Raw genomic sequence first — 24,962 nt, 5'->3', positions numbered from 1 at the left:
AGATGATTATCGTTTTTTGGTGGTGAGATAATTGTTTGTCTGCAAGCCGATGGCATCACCGTCAGTGCCTTTCGTTGTCAAAGGAGAACTGCTTTGCAACGAGAAGTCGTGTGTTGCAAACGAGCGATAGCTTGGTTTGAAGTTGAACACAGGCCCCGTTACAACTTTACCCCAAAAAGAATAAATGCGGCCCGAATTGTAAAGGTTGCAATTGGTTACCGCAATCTTGTCCCAATGCGTTTCGTCAAAACGCAGCGATGCACCGCCACGACCCGTGTTGGAGAACAAAGTATTTTTTACGGTAGCGTTTTGCACGCCGAACAGCCGCATGCCCGCACCGCGTTCTTTGTTGTTTACGTCTTCCAGCACGCAATGATCAACAAGAAGTGTAGGCCCAGTTGTGCTTTCGTCGCTGCCGCCGCGATAAAGGTCAAGCGCATAGCCGAGCACTTTGTAAAAAGCACAATTTTTAACTTCTACGTATTCGGCGTTGTATTTGCCGTCGTCTTGTTTTTCAGCAGCAATAGAAATGGCATCGCCACTCATGTCGCGGAACAAGCAATTCGTAAAAATCAAACTGTCTGCAAACGTTGTTCGTTGTGCTTTAAAAGGAGCGTAGCCGCCTTCCTGGAAATTGTAAAACTCGCAGTTGTTGATGTAAGCGCTGTAATGTCCGCGCATTGCAGTAGCGGTAGAAATTGCACTCGATGCAGCGGCTTTGCCGTCAAAGGCTTCGTCGTTGAAGGCAAGATTGTTCATCTCCAAAACACCGCCGTCGCTGATGGTAAAAATGGAACCGCGACCTTTTGTTCCGTTGTAACGAATAACAGGTTTTGTCTTCAGGTTTTTTGCACCTTGAATGCGGAGGTATTTGTTGACGTCAATGTTGTTGTCAACGAGGTATTCGCCTTCGCTTGAAAGTTCAATGACATCACCTGCATTTGCTGATTGAACGGCTACGATCAATGCGTTTTGTCCGGGTGCAACGCTTATTCTTTTACCGTTGAGAGCAGTTGCTGGCTTGGTTGGTTGGCGGTACCAACTTGCGCCGCATTCGTCGCGTTGCGTGTAATTTTTCAAAGCGAATTTTCCGCTCGTTCCTTTTGTTTCAACAAAGCCTTTCTGGTTAAACTTTCCCGACTTTGTTGCGACGCTGTTGTTCACAAACTTAAATCCGCTCAAATCATCATAAGCCGTGTAAACTTCAGCCTTGTTTCTGTTGAAAAAGACGTTGTTCTTCAACAACACGTTCTCTGGCTTTGCCGTTCTCTCATTGTCCTTGCCCACGCAAAACTGAATGTTGTCGCAGTTAATCCAAATGTTGTTTTCAATTGTTACATCTTTCACCTGGTTGTAACGATTGGGCAAAGAATTTGGAACGCCATTCATGATTGCCAATGCCGCAAAGAATCGATCACCGGCTAAACCTTCTAAATGATTGTTACGAATGATGTGGCCTTCGTTGATGACGCGAATGCCACCCGTGTTTGGTTTATTGTTGCCAATAAAAACGTTCCCTTCCACCAGGTTGCGGTTGCCGTGACGCAAAGCCAACACACCGGCGCTTTCGTAAAAGGTATTGTTGCGAATGATGTTGTCGCAGCTCTTGATGGAAATGACTTCTACCTCGCCGTTGCAGTGTTCAAAAAAATTGTTTTCGATAACGGTGCGGGATGATTTGAAAGCCGATTGCGATGTGCCAACTCTGGTTGTCTCGCCGCCGTTTGAACCAAGAATCGGTCGTTCACCGAAATAATTATGGTCTATCGAGTGATGGTTGTCCAAGTTGCGTTCTTCGTCAAGAATCACGGCGAAGGTGACGCCTTGATTTAATTTGCCGACAACACTGTTGTGATCGAAGCGATTGTTCTTTCCGTAAAGCAAAATCCACGAATTATCTACGTCGCGACTGGGCGGATTAAAGTCGTCAATTGCGCAATTCGTAATGCGGCAATTATTCGCAACTTCATTGCCGAAACGATATTCAATGGCAGAACCTTTGGGCGCATAACCGTTGGTGAAATAAAATCCGTTTACTTCAATGCCCACACCCGCAAGCCGAAGTGAGGATTGCCCGGAGATAATAACCCCGCCCGGCGTTTGCGCTTTCACCACAACGGGCTTTGCCGCATCGCCTTTGGCAACAAAGTTTATTTCAACGTCTTTATAAGTCCCGTTTGCGACAACGATTGTATCGCCGGGCTTTGCTCTTTGCAACGCTTTCATCGCATCCGTTAAACTCATTTGCGCACCCCCGCAAAGCGAAAGCAAAATCGAAAAGGAGAGAAGTATTTTTTTCATACAGCAATGACTGAATCAAATTGTTCGTGAATGTTTTAAAAGCGGCCAAGACACCAAAAGAAAATCCTTTTCATCTTTCCGAAATCCGCGTCATCCGTGGTTTATTGAACAAGCGATTTGGCAAAATCCATCACGCCTTTTAAATGTTTCTTCATCACGGCTGCGGCTTTTTCCGCGTCGCCGTCTTTAATGCAGGCAAAAATTTGTTTGTGTTCGTTCAGTGCTTTGCTCGAAACCGTATCGCAAACTTTGAAAACAGAATAATTGGAAATGATGTCGGGAATGATGATGAGCAGGAGCGACTTTAAAACTTTGTTCTTGCTGGCTTCGGCGATGGTAAGGTGAAACAGAAGGTCTTCGTCAACAGCCTTGATGCCGGCTTCGGCTTTTTCAAGATAAGCGTTCAGCGATGCTTCAAGCAGTTTAATGTCTTCTTTTGTTCTTCGCTGGCAAGCCAACTTGATGGTGGCTTCTTCCAACAACACTCTTGTTTCCACCAGTGATAAAAACGAAGGCGAATCAATCTTGAGCACATCGGCAATCAAACTTTTTAAAGCGCTTACGCCGATGCTGGCAACAAAGGTTCCGCTCTGCGGACGTGTTTGCAGAATGCCGTAAAACTCCAGTTTGCGCAAGGCTTCTCTTACATGTGTCCGTCCAACGGCAAACTGTTCGGAAAGCTTTCGTTCCGGCGGTAATTTGTCGCCAGGCTTTAACCGGCCCGAGACGAGCAATTCTTTTATTTGACGGATGATCACGTCAACCGGCTTCTCTAACGAAACTTCTTTCAAACTTTTGAGCACTTCGTTCATACGCAAGAATCTGTTGGACAAGAATACGGCAAATAAGCCGTTTAAAAAATTGGTTGACCAATTTTTTTTCAACTCGGAGCCAGCGTTTGGCATGCCGCTTTCCATTGCCTTCGCACCGGCAACGTTCCCGTTTTTTTCGGGAACGTTGCCGGTCAAAAATGCGAAAAAAAGACGGCGGGAACTTTAATTGGTCAACCAATTTGTCTCTATATTTAGTGCGCAATCCTGAACTGCGTTCCGGAAGATTGAACTACAAACTTGCTATTATGAATACGAGAAGGCTTCTGCTGCTCCTCTTTCTCCAATGCTTTTTCTTTTGCGCTGCTTTTGCGCAAAAACAAATCACGGGCAAAGTGGTTGATTCCGCCACGGGCGAACCGTTGAGCGGTGTTTCTGTTTTATCCGACAAGAAAAAAACGGGAGGAACAACGGCCGCCGATGGCAGCTACAAATTGTCTGTTGACAGCAAAACATCGGTTGTTCTTTTTTCATCGGTTGGTTATACACCGCAAAGTTTTCCGGTTTCAACTGTGCCTTCGGTTGTCCGGTTAACAAGGGCGGCCAGTGCACTTGACGAGGTGGTGGTGATCGGTTACGGCACTGTGCGCAAATCGCACCTGACCGGCGCGGTTTCAAAATTTAAAAACGAAAAATTAGAAGAGGCACCGGTGTCTCGGCTTGATCAGGCTTTGCAGGGAAAAATTGCCGGCGTGCAAATTCAAAACACATCCTCTGAAGCCGGTTCCGACCCAAAGATCCGCATTCGCGGCGGCAACTCTATCAATGCAAGCGCCGATCCGCTGGTAGTGGTTGACGGACATCCCGTGCCCGATGGTTTGTCTTACGTAAATCCTGCCGACGTAGAATCCGTTGAAGTGCTGAAGGACGCGGCCAGTGCAGCCATCTACGGTTCACGCGGTGCCAGCGGCGTTATTATTATTACCACCAAAAGCGGCAAAGCCAATCGTTCAAAGTATTCACTCAAAGCATCAACCGGAACAAAGTCGGCCTATGAACGTTACCCTATGCTGACGATGACCGAATACGGAAACCTGCTTTATTATGAAGCCTCGTTAAAAGCAAAAGACCCGAGTATTACGCCGCCCACCACAAGCCAGATTATGACGCCGGGCGAACGTGCGGGCTACATCATTGAACAAACTTTGCTCGGCGGACAACCGACTGACTGGCAATCGCAGGCCTTGCGTGATGCTACTGTTCGCAATCTTCAACTAAGCGTTTCGGGCGGCAGCAACACCGCGAAATATTTCATCTCCGGCGCTTATCAAAAAGACGACGGCATGATGTATCACAGCAATTACGACCGCTTCAACTTGCGCACAAGGCTTGATGTGGATTTGAGCAAACGGGTAAAGCTTTCTTTCAATATAAACCCATCGTACATCAAGCGTGAACGCCCATCGGTGAACTACATTGACTTTGTGCGCTTCTATTCTTTCCTGCCCGTTTATCACAACGACGTAACGGCTGCCTTTGCCAATCAATCGGCCTTGTGGGGTAACCTAAAACCGGGCGATTTTGCACAGGCACGACACTTCAACGGACGCATTTACAGCGGCTACATGCCCGATGGAACCTTGTACAACACGGTTACTGCTGTTGATCCTTTTTCTACCGCCAACAATACGCCGAAGTCTATTATGGAAACGAGAAGCATCACCAGCAATGATTACCGCGTGATGAGTTCGGGGGATTTAAGCGTAAACATTTTAAAAGGTCTTGACTTTAAAACAATGGCGAGTGCCTACATTGTTTATTCGAACGCACTTGATTTCGCCAAACGCAATTCAAACAAAGACGGCGACGTAAACAGGGCACAATACAACAGCCGTTTAATGACGGACCTGCTTTGGGAAAACACGCTGACATACAACAAGCGAATCGGTGGCCATTCGTTTACTTTATTAGGCGGTTTTACGGCGCAAAAAACAAGGCAAAGAGACGAACAGCAACAGGCACAAGACTTCCCGAGCGACAACTTTACCACGATGAACAACGCGGCGCAGGTTACGCTTCCTTATGTGGATGCCAACGGCGTGCAGCAGGGAACCTTCAACACGAAATTTGGCATTGGTTTGCTTTCTTATCTAGGCCGACTGACCTACGATTACAAAAGCAAGTACCTGCTTTCCGCAAGCTTGCGCAGCGACGGCTCTTCCAAGTTTGCACCGGGCCATAAATGGGGAACTTTTCCCGCTGTTTCGTTGGGTTGGGTAGCCACACAGGAAAAATTCTTGCAAGGTGTAAAATGGTTGGATAATTTAAAGTTTAGAGGCAGTTACGGCGTTACCGGTAACAACCGGATCAACGATTTTTTGTGGGTTGATTTGTTGTATGCGTCGAACTATGATTTTGGTTCGGGCAACGGTACATTGGTTTCAGGACAGGCGCCAACCAATCCCGTACTTGCCAACAAAAACATTACCTGGGAACAAACCTATCAATACAATTTCGGCGTTGACGTGTCGCTCTTTCACAACGCACTCAGTCTTTCCGTCGATGCTTATCAATCGAAAACAAAAGCCTTGCTTTTGCAACAGGCAGTGATGGCGTTTTTGGGCAGTACGCAAACCATCAACAACATTGGCCAATTGCAGAACCGTGGCATCGAAACAGAACTTACGGCAAACATTATGCGCCGCAAAAACTTTCGCTGGACGGCATTGGCCAACATAGCGCACAACGAAAACAAATTGCTGGCGCTTGCCGGCGAACAATACTTTTTGAACTACGGCGAACGCACCGAAGTTTACCGCAACATGCCGGGCCGTCCGCTGGTTGAATTCTTTGGTTACAAGACCGACGGTGTTTGGCTTTCGCAACAACAGATCAACGACGCAAAAGCAAAAGGCTTAACGTCTAACTTATCAAATTTGTTTGTAGCTGGCGGCTTAAAGCTGGTGGATGTAAACGGCGACAATGTAATTGACGACAAAGACCGCGTAGTGATGGGCAATCCTTATCCCGCCTACACTTGGGGCCTTACCAACAACGTAACCTGCGGCCAGTTTGATTTCAGCATTTTGCTGCAAGGCTCGCAAGGAGGGCAACTCATAAACGGTGATGCCAATTATAACGAAACAAAACGCATCAACAAGAATTACATTGAAAACCGCTGGTTAAGCCCGGCTTATCCCGGCGACGGCAAAACGCCTTATTCAACAAACGGCTTTAACTGGATGCTGACCGATTACGTGGTGGAAGACGCGTCGTATTATGCCTTGCGCGAAGTGATTGTGGGTTATACCTTGCCTGCGAAACTTATTCGCCTTGCGCATTTGAGCAGTGCCCGTTTTTATTTTTCTGCGCAGAACCTGTACTATCATTCTGCAAGCGGTTACCGCGGCATTAACCCCGAAGCAAGGTTTAGCACAGGCCAATACGCTACGCCGCTGGTTGACGGCTATCAGCGGGGAAGTTTTCCTTTGCCAAGAACCGTTTTGTTTGGCCTCGACATCAACTTCTAAAACTTCAATCGAAACAAGATGAAACGCATTCACTATATTTTTCTTTTAAGCTTTATTGGCCTGGCCTCGTGTAAAAAAGTCATTGACCTTTATCCTGAATCGAACTTGAACACGGAAACCTATTATTCAAATCTTGACGAAGTAAAAGCGGGGCTGACCGGCGCTTACAACTCCCTTCAAAAACTTATTTATTACGAGTGGCAGCTAACCGAACTGCGAAGCGACAACACCAAGCAGGGAAACCCGGGAAGTACAAGTTCCAACAACCGCGACCTGAGCGATCTGGATATGTTTACGCCAAGTACCAGTCACGGAGCCATTTATCAATATTGGCTTACGTCATACAACAGCATTCGCAACGCCAATTTGATTTTGCAAAAGCTGGGCGTGAAGTACGATCCGGCTGCGGGCAGCCTCAGTTTCCAAAGCATTTCCATTCCGATTACAGATGCTGACAGAAAACAACTGGCGGGGGAAGCCATGTTCATCAGGGCTTACAATTATTTCAACCTTGTGCGGCTGTTTGGCGGCGTGTTTTTGAATTACGAACCGCTTACACCCGAGCAGGCAAAAACGATGAACAGAGTGAGTGCCGCAGAAATTTACAAACTCATTGAAGCCGATTTAAAAACCGCTGCGGTCAACATGAACACGTTGAAGTTTAACCAGATTGCCGGCGCTGATTTGGGTCGTGCAAACGGTTGGGCCGCTAAAGGTTTGCTGGCAAAAGTTTATCTCACGCAAAACAAGAAGAGCGAAGCCATCACACTGTTAAACGATGTAAAGAACAACAGCGGCTATGCTTTGCTAACCGGTGCAAATGCTTACGCCAATGTTTTTTCAACAACAAACGAAATGAACAGCGAAATCATTTTTGCCATTCGCTTTAAGGCCGGTGGATTGGGTCTTGGAAATTTGTTACCAAACGTGTTTGCGCCGCTGAGCAGTGGTTCTGCGGTGATTGCCGGGGATGGTGATGGATTAAACTATCCAACGAATGATTTGGATACCGTATCCATGGGCGATCCGCGGCGTGCCACCAACATCGGTGTTTTTGGCACTGGTTCAGCAGCCAAGCTTTACGTGAAAAAATTTATTCCGCCGCAGCCATCGGTAAACGACGACACGGAGAATGATTGGCTGGTATTGCGCTACGCCGATATTTTGTTGATGCTGGCCGAAGCGCAGGGATTTTCGCAACCCAGCATTGATTTGATTAACGGGGTAAGAACCCGTGCCGGCGCAATGGCTTATGCTGCTGGTGCTTTGAGCACCGTCGCGCAATTTGAACAAGCCTTGTCCACAGAACGTCGCATCGAATTTTCTTTTGAAAACCAGCGTTGGTTTGACTTGGTTCGCTTCAATACAACACTAACAACCATCACGGCCGAACAAGCCATGAAAGATCATTTTGCGCGGGAGTATTATAATCATTATCGTCAATACACTGCACCAGCGCTTACGCTGGCGCAATTACAAAGCAACGTGACCAAAGAACATTTGCTGCTGCCTATTCCGCAGCGGGAGATTGATACAAATACCTCTCTCGTAATTCCGCAAAATCCGGGATATTAAACGCAGCAGCTTTTTGCACGGTTTATAGTTTATTCAATTCCGGTCTGCGTCGTTGTCTTGCGATGCGGTGCGTTTGTTGTCAGGAGCAGGACTAATCTTTATCAGTTGTAAATTAGCCCCGGCGGTTTAAGTTTGACGAATGAAACAATTTTGTTTGCTGCTCCTTCTCATCGCATTTTTCTCCTGCAAACAGAAAGTTGAGCTGACAAAAGCCGAAACGCAAAACATTACCGAATCGGTGTACGCATCGGGTAGAATCAAAAGCCGTGGACAGTATGAAGTTTTTGCCACCGTCAGCGGCATCGTTGCGCAAATGCGGGTGAAGGAAGGCGACCAGGTAAGGAAAGGCGATGTGCTTTTTACCCTGGTAAACGAAGCACCGCAGTTGAGCCAGGAAAACGCTGCCATCACTGCCCGCTACCAATCCGTGCAAGCCAATCTTGACAAACTAAACGAAGCGCAGGCGAACATTGATCTTGCGCGAACAAAACTGCAAAACGATTCCCTGTTGTTGGCAAGACAGCGCAACCTATGGGCAAGTGAAATCGGCAGCCGTAACGAATTGGAGCAACGCGAACTGGCAGCCAAAAACTCGCGGCTTGCCTACCAAACGGCTTTGCTTCGCTACAAGCAATTGCAACAGCAATTGACCTTCTCGGAACAACAGTCAAAGAAAAGTCTTCAAATCAGTTCGACAGTGAGCGGCGATTACACCGTTCGCGCAAAGCAAGACGGAAAGGTTTACAACGTAACGAAGGAAGCGGGAGAGGCCGTGAATCCGCAAACGCCGGTGGCCGTTATCGGCAGCGGTAACGATTTTATTTTGGAATTACAGGTGGATGAATACGACGTGGCAAAAATTGCGTTGGGGCAAAAAGTATTGGTAACGATGGACAGCTACAAAGGGCAAGTGTTTGAAGCCACCGTTACCAAGATTGATCCTTACCTGAACGAACGTTCGCGTTCGGCAACCATTGAAGCCGCGTTTACCAAAGGACCTCCAAATCTTTTTCCCAACCTCACGGCCGAAGCCAACGTACTGCTTCGTGTAAAAGAAGGTGCGCTTACCATTCCACGCAGTTATCTTGTTGACGAAACCTATGTTTTGCTGCAAAACGGCGAGAAGAAAAAAATAACAACGGGAGTGAAAGATTATCAACGCGTGGAAGTGTTGAGTGGCTTGAACAAAGATGACGTGATTCAAAAACCGCATGACTGATGCGCAAGCTAAACGTTGATATTGCGTATTCTTTACTGATGGCCCGCTGGAAGCAAACGCTGGTAGCCGCCATCGGTGTTACGTTCAGCATCACCATGTTCATTGCCTTGCTTTCTTTCATGACGGGTTTGAACAAATTGCTCGACAGCCTGGTTGTAAACCGCACGCCGCACGTCCGGCTTTTTAACGAAGTGCGGCAGAATCCAAATCAACCGATTGCCCAGGCGGGCGAATACAAGGCTTATTATCACTTTATTTCTTCGATAAAAACAAGTAACAGCCGCGAGGAGATTTACAACAGCGCCGCCATTCTGGATGCGCTGGACAACGATGCACGGGTGCTGGGCGTATCGCCCAAAATAAATACACCGGCCTTTTTTAACGACGGCGCCGTGCGGCTCAACGGCAACGTTAACGGCATTGACGTGCAGGCCGAAAACCGCCTGTTTCATTTTTACGACTACATCACCAAAGGCAATGCCGCCAACTTAAGCATCGTTCCCAACAGCATTGTGTTGGGCAAGGCGCTGGCCGATAAACTGGCCGCCGATGTTGGCGACATGGTCTATCTAACCACAAGCGGCGGTGAAATTTTTCCCTTAAAGCTGGTGGCTTTTTATCAATCGGGCATCAATGATTTGGACAAGGTAACGGCTTATACATCCATTGCAACGGCGCAAAAACTTTTGGGCAAGCCGGCCAATTATTTAACCGATATTCAAATCAAACTCCACGACATTAAGCAAGCGCCGGCCGTAGCAAAAGAATACCGCGAAACCTTTGGCACGCAGGCCGAAGACATCCAAACCGCAAACGCACAATTTGATACCGGCACCTTCATTCGCACACTCATTTCCTACACCGTGGGCATCACGCTTTTGATTGTGGCGGGCTTCGGCATCTACAATATTTTAAACATGATGATTTATGAAAAGATGGATTCCATCGCCATCCTGAAGGCCACCGGTTTTTCCGGTCCCGACGTTCGCCGCATCTTTTTGCTGATTGCGTTGAGCATCGGCATCTTTGGTGGCGGCGTGGGTTTGGCGCTTGGATTTGGATTGTCGGCGATTATCGATGCCATTCCGTTTAACACGGCGGCATTGCCCACGGTAAAAACTTTTCCCGTTAATTACGATCCTTTGTTTTACGTTATCGGCATTGTGTTCTCGATTATCACAACTTACCTGGCAGGATTGTTTCCCGCGGCAAAAGCCGGACGAATTGATCCCGTCATTATCATTCGCGGAAAATAACATGCAACAAACCGTTTTAGAAGCAAGGCACATTTACAAATCCTTCAAAGACCAGAATACGCCGGTGCTTTCGGACGTGAGTTTTACCGTGAACAAAGGCGAGTTTGTATCGATAGTGGGCAAGTCGGGCTGCGGCAAATCCACGCTGCTTTACGTGCTTTCTACAATGGACACGGATTACGAAGGCGAGTTGTTGATTGACGGCGAATTGCTTACCGGAAAAAAAGCCTCGCGGCTGGCGCAAATCCGCAACGAGAAGATTGGTTTTGTTTTTCAGTTTCATTATTTGCTGAACGAATTCTCCGTACTGAAAAACATCATGCTCCCCGCGATGAAATTGAACCGTTTGACGGAAAAAGAAATTGAAGAGAATGCAACAAAATGGCTTGCGGATTTAGGCCTCGAAAAAGCAGCGCAAAAATTTCCGAACCAATTGTCGGGTGGCGAAAAACAACGGGTGGCCATTGCCCGTGCGTTGATCAACGATCCGCACATTATCATGGGCGATGAGCCCACCGGCAACCTTGACAAAAAAAACAGCGGGATTGTGTTTGATATTTTCAAAAACCTTGCAACGCAATACAACCAGACCTTGCTTATTGTGACGCACGATCCGGAATTTGCCGCAGGCACGCAGCGAAAAATTGAAATGGAAGATGGAAAAATCATCAGCCAGGGAAGGTGATATTTTCTGCACTTGTGCATTCGTTTTACAACAAGTTTGTTGGCTTTCTACAACCCGCTGTTGATCTACACATCTTCGGAAGGTAGCGGGCTTTTGCGTTTAAAATAATTACTTTTCGCGGTGCTTTCTTGCGTTGATAAAAAATTGCCTTCCGTTCCCGGAACGTTCTGTCGTGGCGATCACATTTTCACTCGAAAGAAATCGAAGCACCGCAGCGATCCGTTTTACTTTTGTTTTTAAAAAAATCCGGTATGGAAAAAGCGGTAAAAGAAGAGGCCTTTGCGGTTCCGAAAAATCTTGTGGAGGGAACGGTTTATTCAATTCTGTTGACGATCAGTTTTTCGCATTTGCTCAACGATACGATTCAATCACTCATTCCGTCCATTTATCCGCTGGTAAAGGCTTCCTTTCACTTAAGCTTTACACAAGTCGGATTGATTACGCTTGTTTTTCAATTGGCCGCTTCGCTTTTGCAACCCTTCGTGGGTTTTTATACCGATAAAAAACCGCAGCCTTTTTCGTTGGCAACGGGTATGGGCTTTACCTTGATTGGTCTTGTTTGTTTGGCCTTTTCAGCAAGCTTTGGCTGGCTTCTTCTTTCCGTGGGTTTGATAGGTGTTGGCTCTTCTGTTTTTCATCCCGAAGCCTCCAAAGTAGCCTACATGGCTGCGGGCCCCCGCCGCGGATTGGCGCAATCCATTTTCCAGGTGGGCGGCAATGCCGGAAGCGCCATCGGTCCTTTGCTGGCGGCGCTCATCATCGTTCCGTTTGGCCAGTCAAGCGTGGCCTGGTTTTCTATTCTTGCTCTGCTTGCCATTGTTATTTTAACGGGTGTGGGCCGATGGTACCGGCAGAACCTTTACCGCATTCGTCCTAAAAACGTAAAAATCAGCAGCGGTGATGGAATGAAACTTTCGCGGCGAAAGATTGGGCTTTCCATCGCTATCCTGCTCGTGCTGATCTTCTCCAAATATTTCTACCTCGCCAGCATGAGTTCTTATTTCACCTTTTACCTCATTGATAAATTTCACATCTCCGTTCAAAGTTCGCAGGTGCATCTTTTCATTTTTCTTTTTTCAACGGCAGCCGGCACTTTGCTTGGCGGACCGCTCGGTGATCGCTTTGGCCGCAAATACGTTATCTGGTTTTCTATTTTGGGCGTGGCGCCCTTTACATTGTTGTTGCCACACGCCAATCTTTTGTGGACAACGGTTTTAAGCGTCTTTATCGGCTTTATTTTGGCTTCGGCTTTCTCGGCCATTTTGGTGTACGCACAGGAATTATTGCCGGGAAAAGTAGGCACGGTGTCGGGCTTGTTTTTTGGATTTGCTTTTGGCATGGGCGGACTGGGTTCGGCGTTGTTAGGAGCATTGGCCGATCACACGAGCATTGGTTTTGTTTACCAGGTTTGCGCCTATCTTCCTTTGATTGGTTTGCTCACCGGTTTTTTGCCAAACATTGGAGCAAGGCATGTGAAGCGTTAAGCAAATTTCTTTTTGCACAACTACAAAACAGGTTCTTTTCACGCAAAAAATTTTGACGGTTTGAATGTCTTTGATCCACCGTTAAAAATGTTTTGTTGCCGAAGAAAAAAAGTTTTGCGTCGTTCGAAGGCCTTTCTTCATTTTTGCCAATCGTAATCGCGTTGTTGCAAAGGATTGCAGAATTTGTAACGATGTTTAAAAGCCGTTGTTCATGCGTGTCATCAAATTGGGGTTGATCAGTTTTGTTTTCATTTTCATCATTGTTACGCTCATCTCTTTGCTTATTCCTTCGCGCATCCGCATCTCGCGGGCTACCAATTTGCCAAACCAACGCGACAGCATTTTTTCGCTCTTAAAAAACGAGCCGTTGTGGCATCCGGCTTACCGCGATTCGGCGGCTTCACTTCAAATGCGCAGTCTGCAAAAAACTATCACCTCACAAAGCGATTCAACATTTGTTTATACCTTGCAGAAACAAGGAAGAAAGCCGGTTACCAACGGATGGCAGGTTTACGGCAAGCCTTCTTCCGACTCCTTAACCTTACAGTGGTACATGGATTTCCGCCTGGGCTGGTATCCATGGGAGAAATTCAGTTCGCTCTTTTACGAAAGAACCTATGGCGCCATGATGGAAACCGGGTTGGCCAATCTGAAAAAACTGATGCAGCATTAACTTGCCGGTAAAGCCTTCTTTACCTTTTCGATACTCATCGCTCACCTTGGAAACTGTAAATTAATCTGTCCCGCCTGTATCCGCACTTCTGTGTAAACGCTGCGTCGTTCGTAAATTTCAAACAATAAAACCTGCTTTGTTATGGGAAAATTATCCTTACGCTTGCCAAAGCCAAAGAGAGTATTGCTCTTTCTCCTCGTTCAAATTTTTAGTTTATCACTTTGGGCGCAAGTGCGCATCAGCGGCCACGTAACTTCTGATGGCACCTCAGGCCTCCCAAACATCTCGGTACAAGTTCAAAACACAACCTTTGGCGTTACCACCGATGACCAGGGCTCTTACCAACTGAACGCAAACCTGAAGCCGGGCACGTACCGCCTTGTTTTTTCCGGTGTCGGTTTTCGCTCCACAACGCAAAGCCTGCAAGTCGGCAACGCAACTGCGTACACCGTAAATGCGCAATTGGCAGAAGATGCTTTAAAGATGGATGAAGTTGTGGTTACCGGTACCTCGGCCGGCACTACGCGGCGGCAATTGGGTAACTATATCAGTACGGTAAAAGCCGATGAATTAAGTAAAGGCGCAACGGGCAATGTGTTGGCTGCGCTGCAAGGCAAAACAGCCGGTGCGCAAATCATCCAAAACTCCGGAGATCCGGCTGGTGGAATTTCAGTTCGATTGCGCGGCATTAGTTCCATCAACAGTTCGTCTGAGCCCCTGTACATTGTTGACGGTGTGATTGTGAACAACGCTACCAACCGCGTGACCAATACGCAAGGCAGTTACGACGGCGGCAATTTTGTCGGCACCATTGGGCAAAACAGGATGGTGGACATTAACCCTGCCGACATTGATCACATTGAAGTATTGAACGGCGCGGCTGCTGCGGCCATTTACGGTTCAAGAGCCAATTCCGGCGTCATTCAAATATTCACCAAAAAAGGAACCAGCGGCGCACCGAGGGTTTCGTTCAGCAGTTCGGTAATGATAAACGAGCTGCGGAAAAAAATAGACGTAAACCGTGCGCCGGTGAAATTCGGCGGCCCTACGGATGGCCCGAATGCGCAAACCCAGGACATTCTTACACCAACCCTGACGAATACAACACCGGTAACACGATACGATTACCAGGACTATATTTTTCACACGGGTGTGGGCACCGACAATAACGTTTCGGTGAGCGGAGGCACAGACAGAAGCCGCTATTATCTTTCGGGTTCTTACTTCTACAATCAAGGCATCGTTAAGAATACCGATTATCGCCGCTTTAGCTTCCGCGCTAATTTCGATCAAACGGTCAGCCGTTTGTTCAGTTTTAATTTGGGTTTGAATTACATCAACAGCGCGGCCAATGAAAAGCCTGATGGCAATTCGTTTTTCTCGCCCATGAACAGTGTAACCATCATCGGCAATTTTCACAACATACAGCAACGCGATGCCTTGGGCAACGTTCAAGCCGTGGGCGAAAGAGGCCGTGTGAACCCGGTTTCGGTCATTGAAGATTTTAAACAACGCAACGAAACCAACCGCATCATCGCCAACCTTGGCGCCAAACTGAAACCCTTTACCGGCTTCACTTTTGATTACACACTCGGCATTGACAATTACGGTCAAAATGGAACCACCTTTATGCCGCCTTTCGCTTACAACGTGAACACTGCTTTTTACGGCGGCGGCACCACGCTTGATCCAACGTTGAACGGTTATGCCAGCACCGGTAACAATTATTTCTTTCAAATCAACAATGAACTGAACGCAACGTATCAGTTCAACATTACAAACGATCTTGCCTCAACCACACAAGTAGGCTATTCGGTGCAATACGAGAAGAACAACTATGCTCTTTTACAGGGGCGCGGCTTAAGTCCTTTTGTGCAAACGGTAACGGGCGCCAGCACAATCTTGCCAAGCGTGGACGACCGTTCCGAACTTTCTATCTCGGGTGTTTATGCGCAAGAGAATTTTAAATACCAAAACCGCCTGTTTATTACCGGCGCGGTCAGAGTGGACGGCTCATCCGTCTTTGGCAAAGACCAGCGCAACCAGGTTTATTACAAAGCCAGCGGCAGCTACATTGTTTCCGAATCGGAATACTGGCGAAAGAACATGGCGTGGTGGAACACCTTCAAGCTTCGCGCAGCTTACGGCGAAAGCGGAAACCTTACCGGCATTGGCGCTTACGCCAGAACAAACGTTTACACCTCGAACGCATATTTAACCCGCACGGCTTTGAATTCAAGCACGCAGCTTGCCAACGAAAACGTAAAGCCCGAGCGTCAAAAGGAACTGGAGATTGGTACCGATATGTCTTTCTTCGGAAGCCGCCTCGGTCTTCAGTTTAACTGGTACAAAAAGAAAGTACAGGATTTGTTGTTCCCTCGATTGATTGCACCAACGAACGGTTTCTCCAGTTTGCTCGACAACATCGGCTCTCTCGAAAATACCGGCGTTGAAGTTGTTTTAAACGGACAACCGATTGCAAAAAAGAATTTTAGCTGGAATGCTACGGCCATCTTTAACCGCAACCGGAACAAGGTTACAAACGTTGGTCAGTCGTTGATTCTTTATTCGACCAACGGCGGCGCTCCTGTTGCTTTGTTGCAAGGCTATCCCGTTGGCGTGTTTTACGGAACGTTCTTTGCCGTTGACAACAGCGGCAATCAGGTAAAGAGTTCAACCGGCATACCGCAAATTGAAAAAGGCGTTCAAGGCGATGCGCTTCATCCAAACAGTCCCTTCTTTTATACACCGCAACGTGACAACAACGGCCAGCCAACCGGTACCACGCTTCGCAAGGTTATTGGCGATCCAAATCCGAAATGGACCGGCTCTTTGGTGAATGAACTGACCTACAAAGAACTCGGCTTGCGCATTCAATTGGATGCTGTGCAAGGCGTGGATGTTTTCAACGCCGACTTTAGAACAAGACAAGGTGTTGGCAACGGAAAAGTTGCCGAACAGGAAGACCTCGGACAAGTGCCGCGTGGATACATCGCCGGCATTTACGCCGTTGAACAATGGCGTGTTGACGACGGTTCTTTTGTAAAACTGCGCGAAGTGTCGGTGAGCTATTCCATTGGCAAAGTAAAATTTTTGGAAGATCTGAGCATCAGTCTTAGTGGTCGCAACCTGGTTTCATGGGACAAATACAAAGGCTACGATCCTGAATTAAACGCAGGCGGGCAAAGCACGTTGCTGCGCGGCATTGACTTTGGCGGCGTGCCCATTCCCCGCACTTACAAGCTTGGCGTTACGGCTCGTTTTTAATTCAATTCGCTTACCAATTAAAACAAAAACATGAAACGGATTATATACTGCGGAATGCTGCTCACCCTACTTGCGCAAACCGCCTGCAAAAAAGATTACGTAAATCCTAACGCGGCTACCGATGCGCAGGTATTTGGTTCTTCACAAAGCCTTACCGGTGTCGCCATTGGATTGCAACGCGTTTACACGGCAGGCCGTGCCAGCTCGCTTTACAACCGCACCGCCATAAACGGCTTGCTGACAAATGAACTTATTGTATTGAACGTTGGCAACACCGGCGAAGCGCAATTGCAAACCGGCGGCGGAAGCGTGGACGGAACCAATACTTTGCTCGGCGGCTTGTGGACATCGAGCAATAAAATTTTGTACGATGCGGATAGAGTGTTGAGCGGCGCGGCAGCTTTGGGCGACAAAAACTATGCAAGCGGATTGATTGCCTACACGACTATTTTCAAAGCCCTTGCCTTAGGCGACCTGGCAATGTTTTGGGAAAAGGTTCCAACGTCAACCGGAACGGGTGTAAGCTTTGCCGATCGCACAGACGGTTATAACCGCGCAATTGCCGCCATAGACGCTGCCTTGAGTGCTGTAAATGCAAACGCCATTTCTGCTGCCTTTCTTGCAAACATTCCCACCGGCATTGACATCGTAAACACCTTGTATGCGTTGAAAGCCCGCTACTCGCTTTTCGTTGGCAACTATGCACAGGCCCTTACTGCGGCCAATGCCGTTGACCTCACTAAGAAATCGGTGTTCAACTTTTCGACTGTGAACCTGAACCCGATTTTTGAAACGTCCACCTCCACCAACAACGTTTACGCCATTGGCGATGTGAACACGCTTGGCTTGCCTGCCGGCTTGCAACCCGATCCATCGGACAAGCGTTTGCCTTTTTATACCACCACGGCTTACGCCTCGAAGATTGCGGGCTTTGGTTCGGGAACCGTAACCCCTTTCCCGATTTATTTGCCCGGCGAAATAACCCTGATTAAAGCTGAAGCTTACGCAAGACAAAACGATTTGACGAATGCATTGATTGAATTAAATAAAGTGATAACCAAGCAGCCGTCCGCTGATCCGTTTGGCGTCGGTGCAGGCTTGCCGCCATTGGTGGGTCCATTATCGCAGCAGCAAATCCTGGATCAGATCTACAAGCAACGCAGCATCGAGCTTTTCATGAGCGGATTAAAGTTGGAAGACATGCGGCGCTTTGGACGGCCAACCGCTGAACGCAAACGAAACTTTTTGCCTTATCCGTTTCAGGAGCGGGACAACAACACGAACACGCCTCCCGATCCGCCGTTCTAAATTTTCAAAAAGGTTGTTCACGCGGACAACCTTTTTATTTTCACCAAACCGCGACTCGTTAAACTTTGTTGTATGAAAAAAAATCTGTTGCCGGCTGCTTTGATTTTTCTTTCAACTTTTTGTTTTGCGCAAAACGGAGAGGATTGCTACGATAAATTTTTTGCAAAAGGCACACGCGTCAAAAACACGAACGCCATCACCGTTGTCGCCAATAAAAAAGAACAAACGCTCAGCCGCTTTATCAAGGCAAACTATATTGCCATGGAAGAAAAGATGGCCCTCATTGACGTGGACAAAGATGGCAGCAAAGAACTCGTATTGCACAACTTCAGCGGCGGCGCCCATTGTTGCGACGAACTTTATTTTTTCAAAAATATCGGTCCTAATAAATACGAACTCACGGCCAAACTTTTTGCCGGCAATACCTGTGTTTCCGATTCGCTTTTTGTTTTTGACGTGCACGAAGGTTTCGGCTACTTCTACACCTGCTTTGCCTGCGGCCTGGAAAAAGAAGACAAGAAGGGCCAGCCAACGGGTTTAGAATACGTAACATCTGTTGACCTCCGCTACCGCAACGGCAGGATAGAAGTTGTGCAAGGCAACGAAGCCTTGAAGCAGAAAATAAACAAGAACCTGCAATACGTTAAAAAGCTCGGTTGGGACGGCGGTGTAAAGGAAGGTGACTTTGATGATGGCCGCCGCAAGGAAGTAGCGCTCAACCTGGCGGTTTATTATTTTTCGTTTGGACAAAACTTAGCGGCCACTAAACAATTATTTACAACCTATTATCCGTGGAAAGACGCCGGTAAAATTTGGAAGGATTTTGTTGTACTGCTTGCCAACGAAAAGAAAAACATGAGCCTTTGATGTTCGAAGTCCGAACAAAAATATTTTTTCCGCTGCAACGCTTTGTCTTCTTCTCTTGTCAAGGGCAGTGTAATGTTTGTGCATGGATGATTACCGGCTGGTAAAAGACTGTTTAAAACACAAAGCGGCTGCGCAACGCGAGTTGTACAACCGTTTTTCCGCGTCCATGCTGGCCGTTTGCTACCGTTATACCAAATCCGTTGCCGACGCCGAAGACGTGTTGCAGGAAGGCTTTGTAAAAGTGTTCAGGAACCTCCAGCAATACAAGGGCGAAGGCGAACTGGGAGCGTGGATACGCCGCATTATGGTGACAACGGCCATCAATTTTTTGAAGAAGAACATTCGCTACAACGCCGAGATGGTTTTTGGCGAAGAACACCTGCACGCGGTTTCAAATCATCAGCCGCAAGTAAACATCGAAGCGAAAGAACTGGCCGACCTCATACGCCAACTGCCTGCCGGTTATCAAACCGTTTTCAATTTGTATGCGGTAGAAGGTTACAACCACGTTGAAATCGGGAAGATGCTGGGCATACAGGAAGGCACGTCGCGAAGCCAGTACGCAAGAGCAAGGGCATTGCTCATTCAATGGATCGAACAAAAGCCCAATCAACAAAAAACCACCGCCTATGCAAAATAGTTTTGAAAAAGACGTGCAGCAAAAAATGGAAGAGCTCAGGCTTACGCCATCGGAGCCTGTGTGGGAGCGGATTGAAGTTGAGATAAAAGTTGAAAAGAAAAAACGTCGCGGTATTTTCTGGTTTCTGCTTGCAGGATTTCTCTTGGGCGGCGGTTGGTGGCTGTATCAATCTTCAAGCAACAACGCAAACTCCGTAAGCAAACAAGCGGCCGGTGAACCACACGGTCTAACTGCTAAGAAAAAAACAGAGCAGCAAACACCGCATGAGAAAGAGAGCCTGATAGCTAAACAACAAAAAAATACTTCGCTTAAAACAGGGATAGAAATTGCCGCAAACACCGTTGCTCTTTACTGTGAGAAAAGCTTTATAACGAAAGTTCAGCAACCTTTCTTGCAGAAAATAAGTTCTGCTCCAACGCAAAAGAATAACGTGCTTTTGGCACAATTGCCTAACGTCAGGAAAGAAGAAAACGCCCCGGTTGATTTGCGTGAAAAACAAACAATGCGAAACAACGACCGGGCACAAAATGAGACAAGAAATTCTTTGAACTTGCAGGCAACAACGCAATCTTCATCTACCGGCAAAACTGATTCAGCAACAAAGGGCCCGGAGACGAACGAGAATAAATCGCAACCAAAAACCGACACCGTACTGAAAAAGAAAATTGCTTCTGCCAACAAATGGCGGAAAGAATTTTCGTTAAGCACAGGCTGGAGTAATTCCACGCAGGCAAGAAGTGCAAATTATTTTCTTGCGGCCAGTTATGCTTCTTCTCCAACGCAGGCAAACAGATTGGCGTTCGTGCCTTCGCAAGTAACCAAAGGTCTTTTCTTTTCGACGGGCTTTTCGGTTGCAAAAAAAATAGGCGAACGTTGGGAAATAACCGCAGGCGTTCAATACACCTATGCTTCCACTCACCAGAAGTTGGGCGATAAAAAAGAGGCCGACACGCTGGTTCGATTTGCAGGAGATAAGTTGGTGGCAAACGGTTTTTATACCAATACCGGTACAAACAATTACACGGCCCGTTTTCACTTTGTCGAAATTCCGTTCAGTCTTTCGTTCAGGCCCTCGCTTCGGCTGCCTTTGTACGTTTCAGTTGGCGCGGCTTACGGCCGCCTGCTTTCCACCAATGCGCTTACGTTCAGTAGTGCTTCCAATCTTTATTATCAAAACAAAGAAAACTATCTGCACAACGCGGTTCCCGTTTTCTCGTCGGTGCAGGTAGAATTCTTTGGCAAGCGAAGAACCTCGCTGCGTACCGGGCCTTTTTTTCAATACAATTTGTTGAAGCTGCAAAAAGAAAACACCAGCAGCACACCACGCATGTTCTCGGCTGGCTTAAAAACAGCCGTCATTTTTTAACGGCGTGCAACGCTTGTTGTGAAACACTTGTCAACACCCGAAAAGATTTTCACTCAAACCAATTGCGTTATGAAAAAGTTTCCGCTTCTCTTTGCTGCTGCCTTTGTTTTGCTAATGCAACAAAGCTGCATGAAAGACAGTTGCCGCCGCACCTACACGTTACAAACGCCCATCTTCAAAACGCTTTCGCAAGTGCGGGCCGAAATGCACAGCACCGCGCCGCAACCGTTAAAAGCAACCGGCAAGCTAAACCTGTTTGGCAACACAATTTTTTTGAACGAGACTGGCAGAGGCATTCACATCATTGACAACAGCAATCCCGCATCACCCAAAAACATGGGCTTCATCAACATCCCGGGTAACGTAAACCTTGCCGTGAAAGGCTCTTATCTCTATGCCGATTCCCACTCCGACATGGTGGTGTTTGATATTTCAAATACAAGTAACGTGGTACCTGTGAAATTTCTGAACAACGTGATGAAAGAAAAAAACGTTTACTGGAATTCGACGGCTACAAACAATCCGGATTCAATCAAGGTCGTTGTAGGTTACAACACACGTGATACAACCGTGGATTGCCAGACCTACGACATGCTTGTGAAAGCACAAGTGAATTGCCCCTCTTGCGCGGTCGCAAACCCTTCGCTTTTGTATTCGGCAGCGGCGCCGGCGCAAACCGGTGTTGGCGGCAGCATGGCTTCGTTTACAATCGTCAACAACTACCTGTATGCCGTGGGTTCGTCAAGCCTTTATTGCCTCGACATCAGCAACCCGTCAAGCCCGCAACAAACGGCCGTTAAAAATATGGGCTGGGGCATTGAAACCATTTATCCGTTTCAGGACAAACTGTTCATGGGTTCACGCACGGGCATGTTCATTTACAGCTTGAACGATCCGGCAAATCCAACGGCGCAGGGAAGCTTTGCACACCTTACATTTTGCGATCCTGTGATTGCCGATAATCAATATGCTTACGTAACGTTGCGTGGCGGCACGATGTGTAACAGCACCAACGTTAACGAACTTGACGTGCTTGATGTAAACGATCTTTCAAGACCTGCTCTGAAAAAGACTTATCCATTGTCCAATCCGTATGGACTGGCAAAGGACGGCAACCTGTTGCTTGTTTGCGATGGCACGGCGGGGTTGAAATTATACGAAGCTTCTTCGCCTGCAAGCCTGCAATTAATAAAACAAATCAATGGATTGGAAGCCTATGACGTGATTGCAATAAACAAACTGGCTGTTGTAGTGGCAAGAGAAGGCCTCTATCAATTTGATTACAGCAATCCGGCAAATCCAAAACAACTCAGCAAACTTTCCATCAGCAAATAATACATGATGCAAGGCAAAAATCTTTTACTGCTTCTTCTTTGCTTTACGGCTTGCGTATCATTTGCGCAGCACAAAGCATTGCCCTTCGCTGGTTCGGTCTTTGCCGGAGCAACGGAAGGTCAGCAAGGCGGCTCTTTACAAATTGGCGCAACGATTGGCGTGAAGACAAAAACCTGGGCGACTTCCATTGGAACGGGTTTGGACTATTATGGCGTGCGAAGCATTCCGCTTTACCTGAACGTAGAAAAGAAAATTTTCAACCGTGCGCAAACGCCTTTTGTTTACCTCAACGGCGGCTATCATTTTCCGTGGCTGAAGAACGTAAACAATTCGTGGTGGAACACAACGAAAGCCAACGGCGGTGTTTATTACGGGGCAGGAATCGGTTACCAAGTGCCGGCCTCAAAACAAATTGCCTTGTTCTTTGCCGCAGGTTATTCATTCAAAGAATTTCGCGAAGAGATTACACAACGTTACGAATGCCTGGTAGCGCCGTGCCCGGAGTACAGCGAAAAAATCAACTACGGTTTTCGGCGTTTGTCGTTGACAACCGGTTTACGCTTTTAAAAATTTTACGTTGCGCTGAATGCCTTTGTGTTTGCTGCGGCTAAGCGGAGAGTGTTTAAAAATTTTACGAAACGTTTCTTCGCTTAGTTCTTCCCATTCTTTTGTCGAGAGGTTTAAAATTTCGGGAAGAGGAGAGAAGGCCGCTTCGCTGTGCGGTTTGCTGAAGCGGTTCCAGGGGCAAACGTCCTGGCAGGCATCGCAGCCAAACATCCAGTTTTGAAATTTCCCTTTCATTTCTTCGGGAATGATTTCATCTTTCAGTTCAATGGTAAAATACGAAATGCATTGGCTGCCGTTGATGACTTTGTCTTCGCCGATGGCTTCTGTAGGACAGGCTTCGATGCACCTTCGGCAGGAGCCGCAAAAATCTTTGGCAAGAGGATCGTCGTATTCAAGTTCCAGATCCGTAATCAACGTAGCAATGAAATAAAACGAACCGCTTTCTTTGGTGATTAAATTGCCGTTCCTGCCAATCCAACCAAGACCGCTGCGTTGCGCCCAACTGCGTTCCAGCACCGGCGCCGAATCTACAAATCCTCTTCCGCTGAATGCACCAATTTTCTCTTGGGCTTCGTGCATCATTGCTTTTAATGAGGCCCGGATGACGTCATGATAATCTTGCCCGTATGCGTATTTTGAAATTTTTAAATCGCCGTTGAGCCTTTCCGAAGGGTAATAATTTTTCAACAGCGTGATGACCGATTTTGCACCGGGCACCAGTTTGGATGGATCGGTGCGCAGGTCAAAATAATTTTCCATGTATCGCATCTTGCCGTGGAGGCCCTTGTTCAGCCAGGCTTCCAATCGCCGCGCATCTTCGTCCAAAACCTGTGCTTTGGCGATGCCGCAGTAATCAAAGCCAAATTGCTTTGCCAGTGTTTTAAGAAGCCGTGTATGTGTTGCGGTCACCATCGGTTTATAAGAAGCGGAAAGACGCCGCAAAGTTGCATCGCTAAATTTTTGTGAAGCGTGAAAAGGTTTACCGGGCATCATTTTTTCTGCCTTTCCACTTCTCGTCAAACACTTGCTTCAAACCCATATACACATTTGAATTCTGCTCGCCGGTAAAGGTTTTCGGCAACAATACAAAAGCATAACCACGGCTAAAATCAACCATTGGCCAAACACCCGTTAAACTTGGATAAACCAAAGCGCTTGCACTCGCACCAACCTTTTCACTACCCTCAATGGCCCAAACGCCGAGTGTTTGTTCCAAGCCTGCAAAAGCCTTCGATACGCCATTCATGCGCGAAGATTCAACCTGAATTTTGCGCATCTCGGCAACGGCTTTTTCGCTGAGAATTTGTTTGCCGGCAAAGACTCCGTTGTTTAAAATCATCTGCAAAAAGCGAATGAAATCGGCCGCCGTTGTTTTTGCACCAAAGGCCGGATTTGGCGCACTGCCGTCATCGGAAGCAAAGGTGCTGTTGCGCATGCCGAGCGGGGTAAAAATGCGCTGCCGCATCAGTTGTTCAAACTTTTTCTTCGTCACGATTTCAACGATGCGTGCGGCAATGTTTGTACCCATGCCGTTGTAATTGTAAGCATCGCCTGCGTTGGCCGCAATGTCAATTTTTGCATAGTTTGCTACTTCTTCTTCCAGCGAAGCAAACCTGGCCATTTCGTGCACGTTTGCCGTTTTGAACGGTTCGGCTTTTATGCCCGTCGTGTTGGTAAGGCAATGCCGGACGGTGATGTAACTTTTGTAATAGCTACCGTACACTGGAAGATATTGTGTCACTTTATCGTCAAGTGAAATCTTGCCTTCGTCCACCAATTGTAAAACCAGGGCTGTGGTGAACCAGGTGCTTGCTGCACCCGCAGGCGCCTGTGTGCGGTTGTTGACGTCGCCGAAAGCTTTTTGATAAACGACGGTATCGCGATTGGCAACGTAAACCATCAGGTCGCCGCCCAAATCTTTTCTGCGCGGTTCGATGGCACTTTCCAAATCGGGGAACAGCGAAGGTGCTGTGGATTTTTTTGTTTGTGAAAAGACGGGCTGAAGAATTAGCAGCAAAGTCGCTACCAGACTGAATTTCAGGCAGTTTAAAACGGCTCGTTGTGACATAATTACGGAAGATGATGGATGGAACTGTATTTGATACCTAACGAATATCTG

The 24,962-nt window shown here is 47.3% G+C and carries 18 protein-coding genes; 14 read left to right on the top strand and 4 right to left on the bottom strand.

The features are described 5' to 3' along the window. Positions 1-6: 6 nt before the first annotated feature. Complete coding sequence (locus FSB75_RS07810; RefSeq protein WP_146785182.1) at positions 7-2,301, bottom strand: polysaccharide lyase 6 family protein; 2,295 nt, start codon at positions 2,299-2,301, stop codon at positions 7-9. Positions 2,302-2,402: 101 nt separating this feature from the next. Further along, complete coding sequence (locus tag FSB75_RS07805) at positions 2,403-3,113, bottom strand: FadR/GntR family transcriptional regulator (RefSeq protein ID WP_146785179.1); 711 nt, start codon at positions 3,111-3,113, stop codon at positions 2,403-2,405. A 266-nt stretch (positions 3,114-3,379) separates the two neighbouring features. On the opposite strand from FSB75_RS07805, the gene FSB75_RS07800 reads away from it, so the two are divergent. The 14 genes from FSB75_RS07800 to FSB75_RS07735 all read left to right on the top strand — a co-directional run bounded on the left by FSB75_RS07800 (position 3,380) and on the right by FSB75_RS07735 (position 22,843). Continuing rightward, complete coding sequence (locus FSB75_RS07800) at positions 3,380-6,601, top strand: SusC/RagA family TonB-linked outer membrane protein (protein ID WP_146785176.1); 3,222 nt, start codon at positions 3,380-3,382, stop codon at positions 6,599-6,601. An 18-nt stretch (positions 6,602-6,619) separates the two neighbouring features. Further along, the gene (locus FSB75_RS07795) at positions 6,620-8,176 is read left to right on the top strand and encodes a RagB/SusD family nutrient uptake outer membrane protein (protein ID WP_146785173.1); all 1,557 of its coding nucleotides are present in this window, start codon (positions 6,620-6,622) and stop codon (positions 8,174-8,176) included. Between the two features lie 139 nt (positions 8,177-8,315). Further along, positions 8,316-9,395 (top strand): efflux RND transporter periplasmic adaptor subunit, encoded by a 1,080-nt coding sequence (locus tag FSB75_RS07790; RefSeq protein WP_146785170.1) that lies wholly within the window; start codon positions 8,316-8,318, stop codon positions 9,393-9,395. Then, on the top strand, positions 9,395-10,651 hold the full coding sequence (locus FSB75_RS07785) for an ABC transporter permease (protein ID WP_227990839.1): 1,257 nt from the start codon (positions 9,395-9,397) through the stop codon (positions 10,649-10,651). Before FSB75_RS07790 ends, FSB75_RS07785 begins: the two co-directional genes overlap by 1 nt. A 1-nt stretch (position 10,652) precedes the next feature. Next, on the top strand, positions 10,653-11,336 hold the full coding sequence (locus FSB75_RS07780; RefSeq protein WP_146785164.1) for an ABC transporter ATP-binding protein: 684 nt from the start codon (positions 10,653-10,655) through the stop codon (positions 11,334-11,336). A 251-nt stretch (positions 11,337-11,587) separates the two neighbouring features. After that, on the top strand, positions 11,588-12,820 hold the full coding sequence (locus FSB75_RS07775) for an MFS transporter (protein WP_146785161.1): 1,233 nt from the start codon (positions 11,588-11,590) through the stop codon (positions 12,818-12,820). Positions 12,821-13,031: 211 nt separating this feature from the next. Then, the gene (locus FSB75_RS07770) at positions 13,032-13,493 is read left to right on the top strand and encodes a hypothetical protein (RefSeq protein ID WP_146785157.1); all 462 of its coding nucleotides are present in this window, start codon (positions 13,032-13,034) and stop codon (positions 13,491-13,493) included. A gap of 141 nt (positions 13,494-13,634) precedes the next feature. Beyond that, positions 13,635-16,760, top strand: coding sequence for a SusC/RagA family TonB-linked outer membrane protein (locus FSB75_RS07765; RefSeq protein WP_146785153.1), 3,126 nt, complete (start codon positions 13,635-13,637; stop codon positions 16,758-16,760). 30 nt (positions 16,761-16,790) lie between these two features. After that, positions 16,791-18,068, top strand: coding sequence for a RagB/SusD family nutrient uptake outer membrane protein (locus tag FSB75_RS07760; RefSeq protein ID WP_146785150.1), 1,278 nt, complete (start codon positions 16,791-16,793; stop codon positions 18,066-18,068). 72 nt (positions 18,069-18,140) lie between these two features. After that, positions 18,141-18,935, top strand: coding sequence for a hypothetical protein (locus FSB75_RS07755; RefSeq protein WP_146785148.1), 795 nt, complete (start codon positions 18,141-18,143; stop codon positions 18,933-18,935). A gap of 82 nt (positions 18,936-19,017) precedes the next feature. Further along, positions 19,018-19,575: an RNA polymerase sigma factor gene (locus FSB75_RS07750; RefSeq protein WP_146785146.1), complete on the top strand. Its 558-nt coding sequence runs from the start codon at positions 19,018-19,020 to the stop codon at positions 19,573-19,575. Then, entirely contained in the window at positions 19,565-20,941 is a 1,377-nt protein-coding gene (locus FSB75_RS07745) for a hypothetical protein (protein ID WP_146785144.1), read from the top strand. The genes FSB75_RS07750 and FSB75_RS07745 overlap by 11 nt, the downstream gene beginning before the upstream one ends. Before the next feature lie 69 nt (positions 20,942-21,010). After that, positions 21,011-22,276 (top strand): LVIVD repeat-containing protein, encoded by a 1,266-nt coding sequence (locus FSB75_RS07740; protein WP_146785142.1) that lies wholly within the window; start codon positions 21,011-21,013, stop codon positions 22,274-22,276. Between the two features lie 3 nt (positions 22,277-22,279). Beyond that, positions 22,280-22,843 (top strand): hypothetical protein, encoded by a 564-nt coding sequence (locus FSB75_RS07735; protein WP_146785139.1) that lies wholly within the window; start codon positions 22,280-22,282, stop codon positions 22,841-22,843. Here FSB75_RS07735 and queG read toward each other — a convergent pair. Continuing rightward, the gene (queG, locus tag FSB75_RS07730) at positions 22,832-23,836 is read right to left on the bottom strand and encodes a tRNA epoxyqueuosine(34) reductase QueG (protein WP_227990838.1); all 1,005 of its coding nucleotides are present in this window, start codon (positions 23,834-23,836) and stop codon (positions 22,832-22,834) included. The genes FSB75_RS07735 and queG overlap by 12 nt on opposite strands. Beyond that, entirely contained in the window at positions 23,823-24,911 is a 1,089-nt protein-coding gene (locus tag FSB75_RS07725) for a serine hydrolase domain-containing protein (RefSeq protein ID WP_172623094.1), read from the bottom strand. Before FSB75_RS07725 ends, queG begins: the two co-directional genes overlap by 14 nt. Between the last annotated feature and the right edge of the window lie 51 nt (positions 24,912-24,962).

Origin of the sequence: Flavisolibacter ginsenosidimutans, assembly GCF_007970805.1 — a bacterium.
Lineage (GTDB): Bacteria > Bacteroidota > Bacteroidia > Chitinophagales > Chitinophagaceae > Flavisolibacter > Flavisolibacter ginsenosidimutans.
This window is presented reverse-complemented; position numbering and strand designations above follow the sequence as displayed.

Bases quoted from the DNA above. Each gene is read 5' to 3' on its own strand.
- FSB75_RS07780 (WP_146785164.1), top strand. From the start codon at position 10,653: ATGCAACAAACCGTTTTAGAAGCAAGGCACATTTACAAATCCTTCAAA.
- FSB75_RS07795 (WP_146785173.1), top strand. From the start codon at position 6,620: ATGAAACGCATTCACTATATTTTTCTTTTAAGCTTTATTGGCCTGGCC.
- FSB75_RS07785 (WP_227990839.1), top strand. From the start codon at position 9,395: ATGCGCAAGCTAAACGTTGATATTGCGTATTCTTTACTGATGGCCCGC.
- FSB75_RS07770 (WP_146785157.1), top strand. From the start codon at position 13,032: ATGCGTGTCATCAAATTGGGGTTGATCAGTTTTGTTTTCATTTTCATC.
- FSB75_RS07740 (WP_146785142.1), top strand. From the start codon at position 21,011: ATGAAAAAGTTTCCGCTTCTCTTTGCTGCTGCCTTTGTTTTGCTAATG.
- FSB75_RS07790 (WP_146785170.1), top strand. From the start codon at position 8,316: ATGAAACAATTTTGTTTGCTGCTCCTTCTCATCGCATTTTTCTCCTGC.
- FSB75_RS07725 (WP_172623094.1), bottom strand. From the start codon at position 24,911: ATGTCACAACGAGCCGTTTTAAACTGCCTGAAATTCAGTCTGGTAGCG.
- queG (WP_227990838.1), bottom strand. From the start codon at position 23,836: ATGATGCCCGGTAAACCTTTTCACGCTTCACAAAAATTTAGCGATGCA.
- FSB75_RS07755 (WP_146785148.1), top strand. From the start codon at position 18,141: ATGAAAAAAAATCTGTTGCCGGCTGCTTTGATTTTTCTTTCAACTTTT.
- FSB75_RS07805 (WP_146785179.1), bottom strand. From the start codon at position 3,113: ATGAACGAAGTGCTCAAAAGTTTGAAAGAAGTTTCGTTAGAGAAGCCG.
- FSB75_RS07800 (WP_146785176.1), top strand. From the start codon at position 3,380: ATGAATACGAGAAGGCTTCTGCTGCTCCTCTTTCTCCAATGCTTTTTC.
- FSB75_RS07750 (WP_146785146.1), top strand. From the start codon at position 19,018: ATGGATGATTACCGGCTGGTAAAAGACTGTTTAAAACACAAAGCGGCT.
- FSB75_RS07760 (WP_146785150.1), top strand. From the start codon at position 16,791: ATGAAACGGATTATATACTGCGGAATGCTGCTCACCCTACTTGCGCAA.
- FSB75_RS07765 (WP_146785153.1), top strand. From the start codon at position 13,635: ATGGGAAAATTATCCTTACGCTTGCCAAAGCCAAAGAGAGTATTGCTC.
- FSB75_RS07735 (WP_146785139.1), top strand. From the start codon at position 22,280: ATGATGCAAGGCAAAAATCTTTTACTGCTTCTTCTTTGCTTTACGGCT.
- FSB75_RS07775 (WP_146785161.1), top strand. From the start codon at position 11,588: ATGGAAAAAGCGGTAAAAGAAGAGGCCTTTGCGGTTCCGAAAAATCTT.
- FSB75_RS07810 (WP_146785182.1), bottom strand. From the start codon at position 2,301: ATGAAAAAAATACTTCTCTCCTTTTCGATTTTGCTTTCGCTTTGCGGG.
- FSB75_RS07745 (WP_146785144.1), top strand. From the start codon at position 19,565: ATGCAAAATAGTTTTGAAAAAGACGTGCAGCAAAAAATGGAAGAGCTC.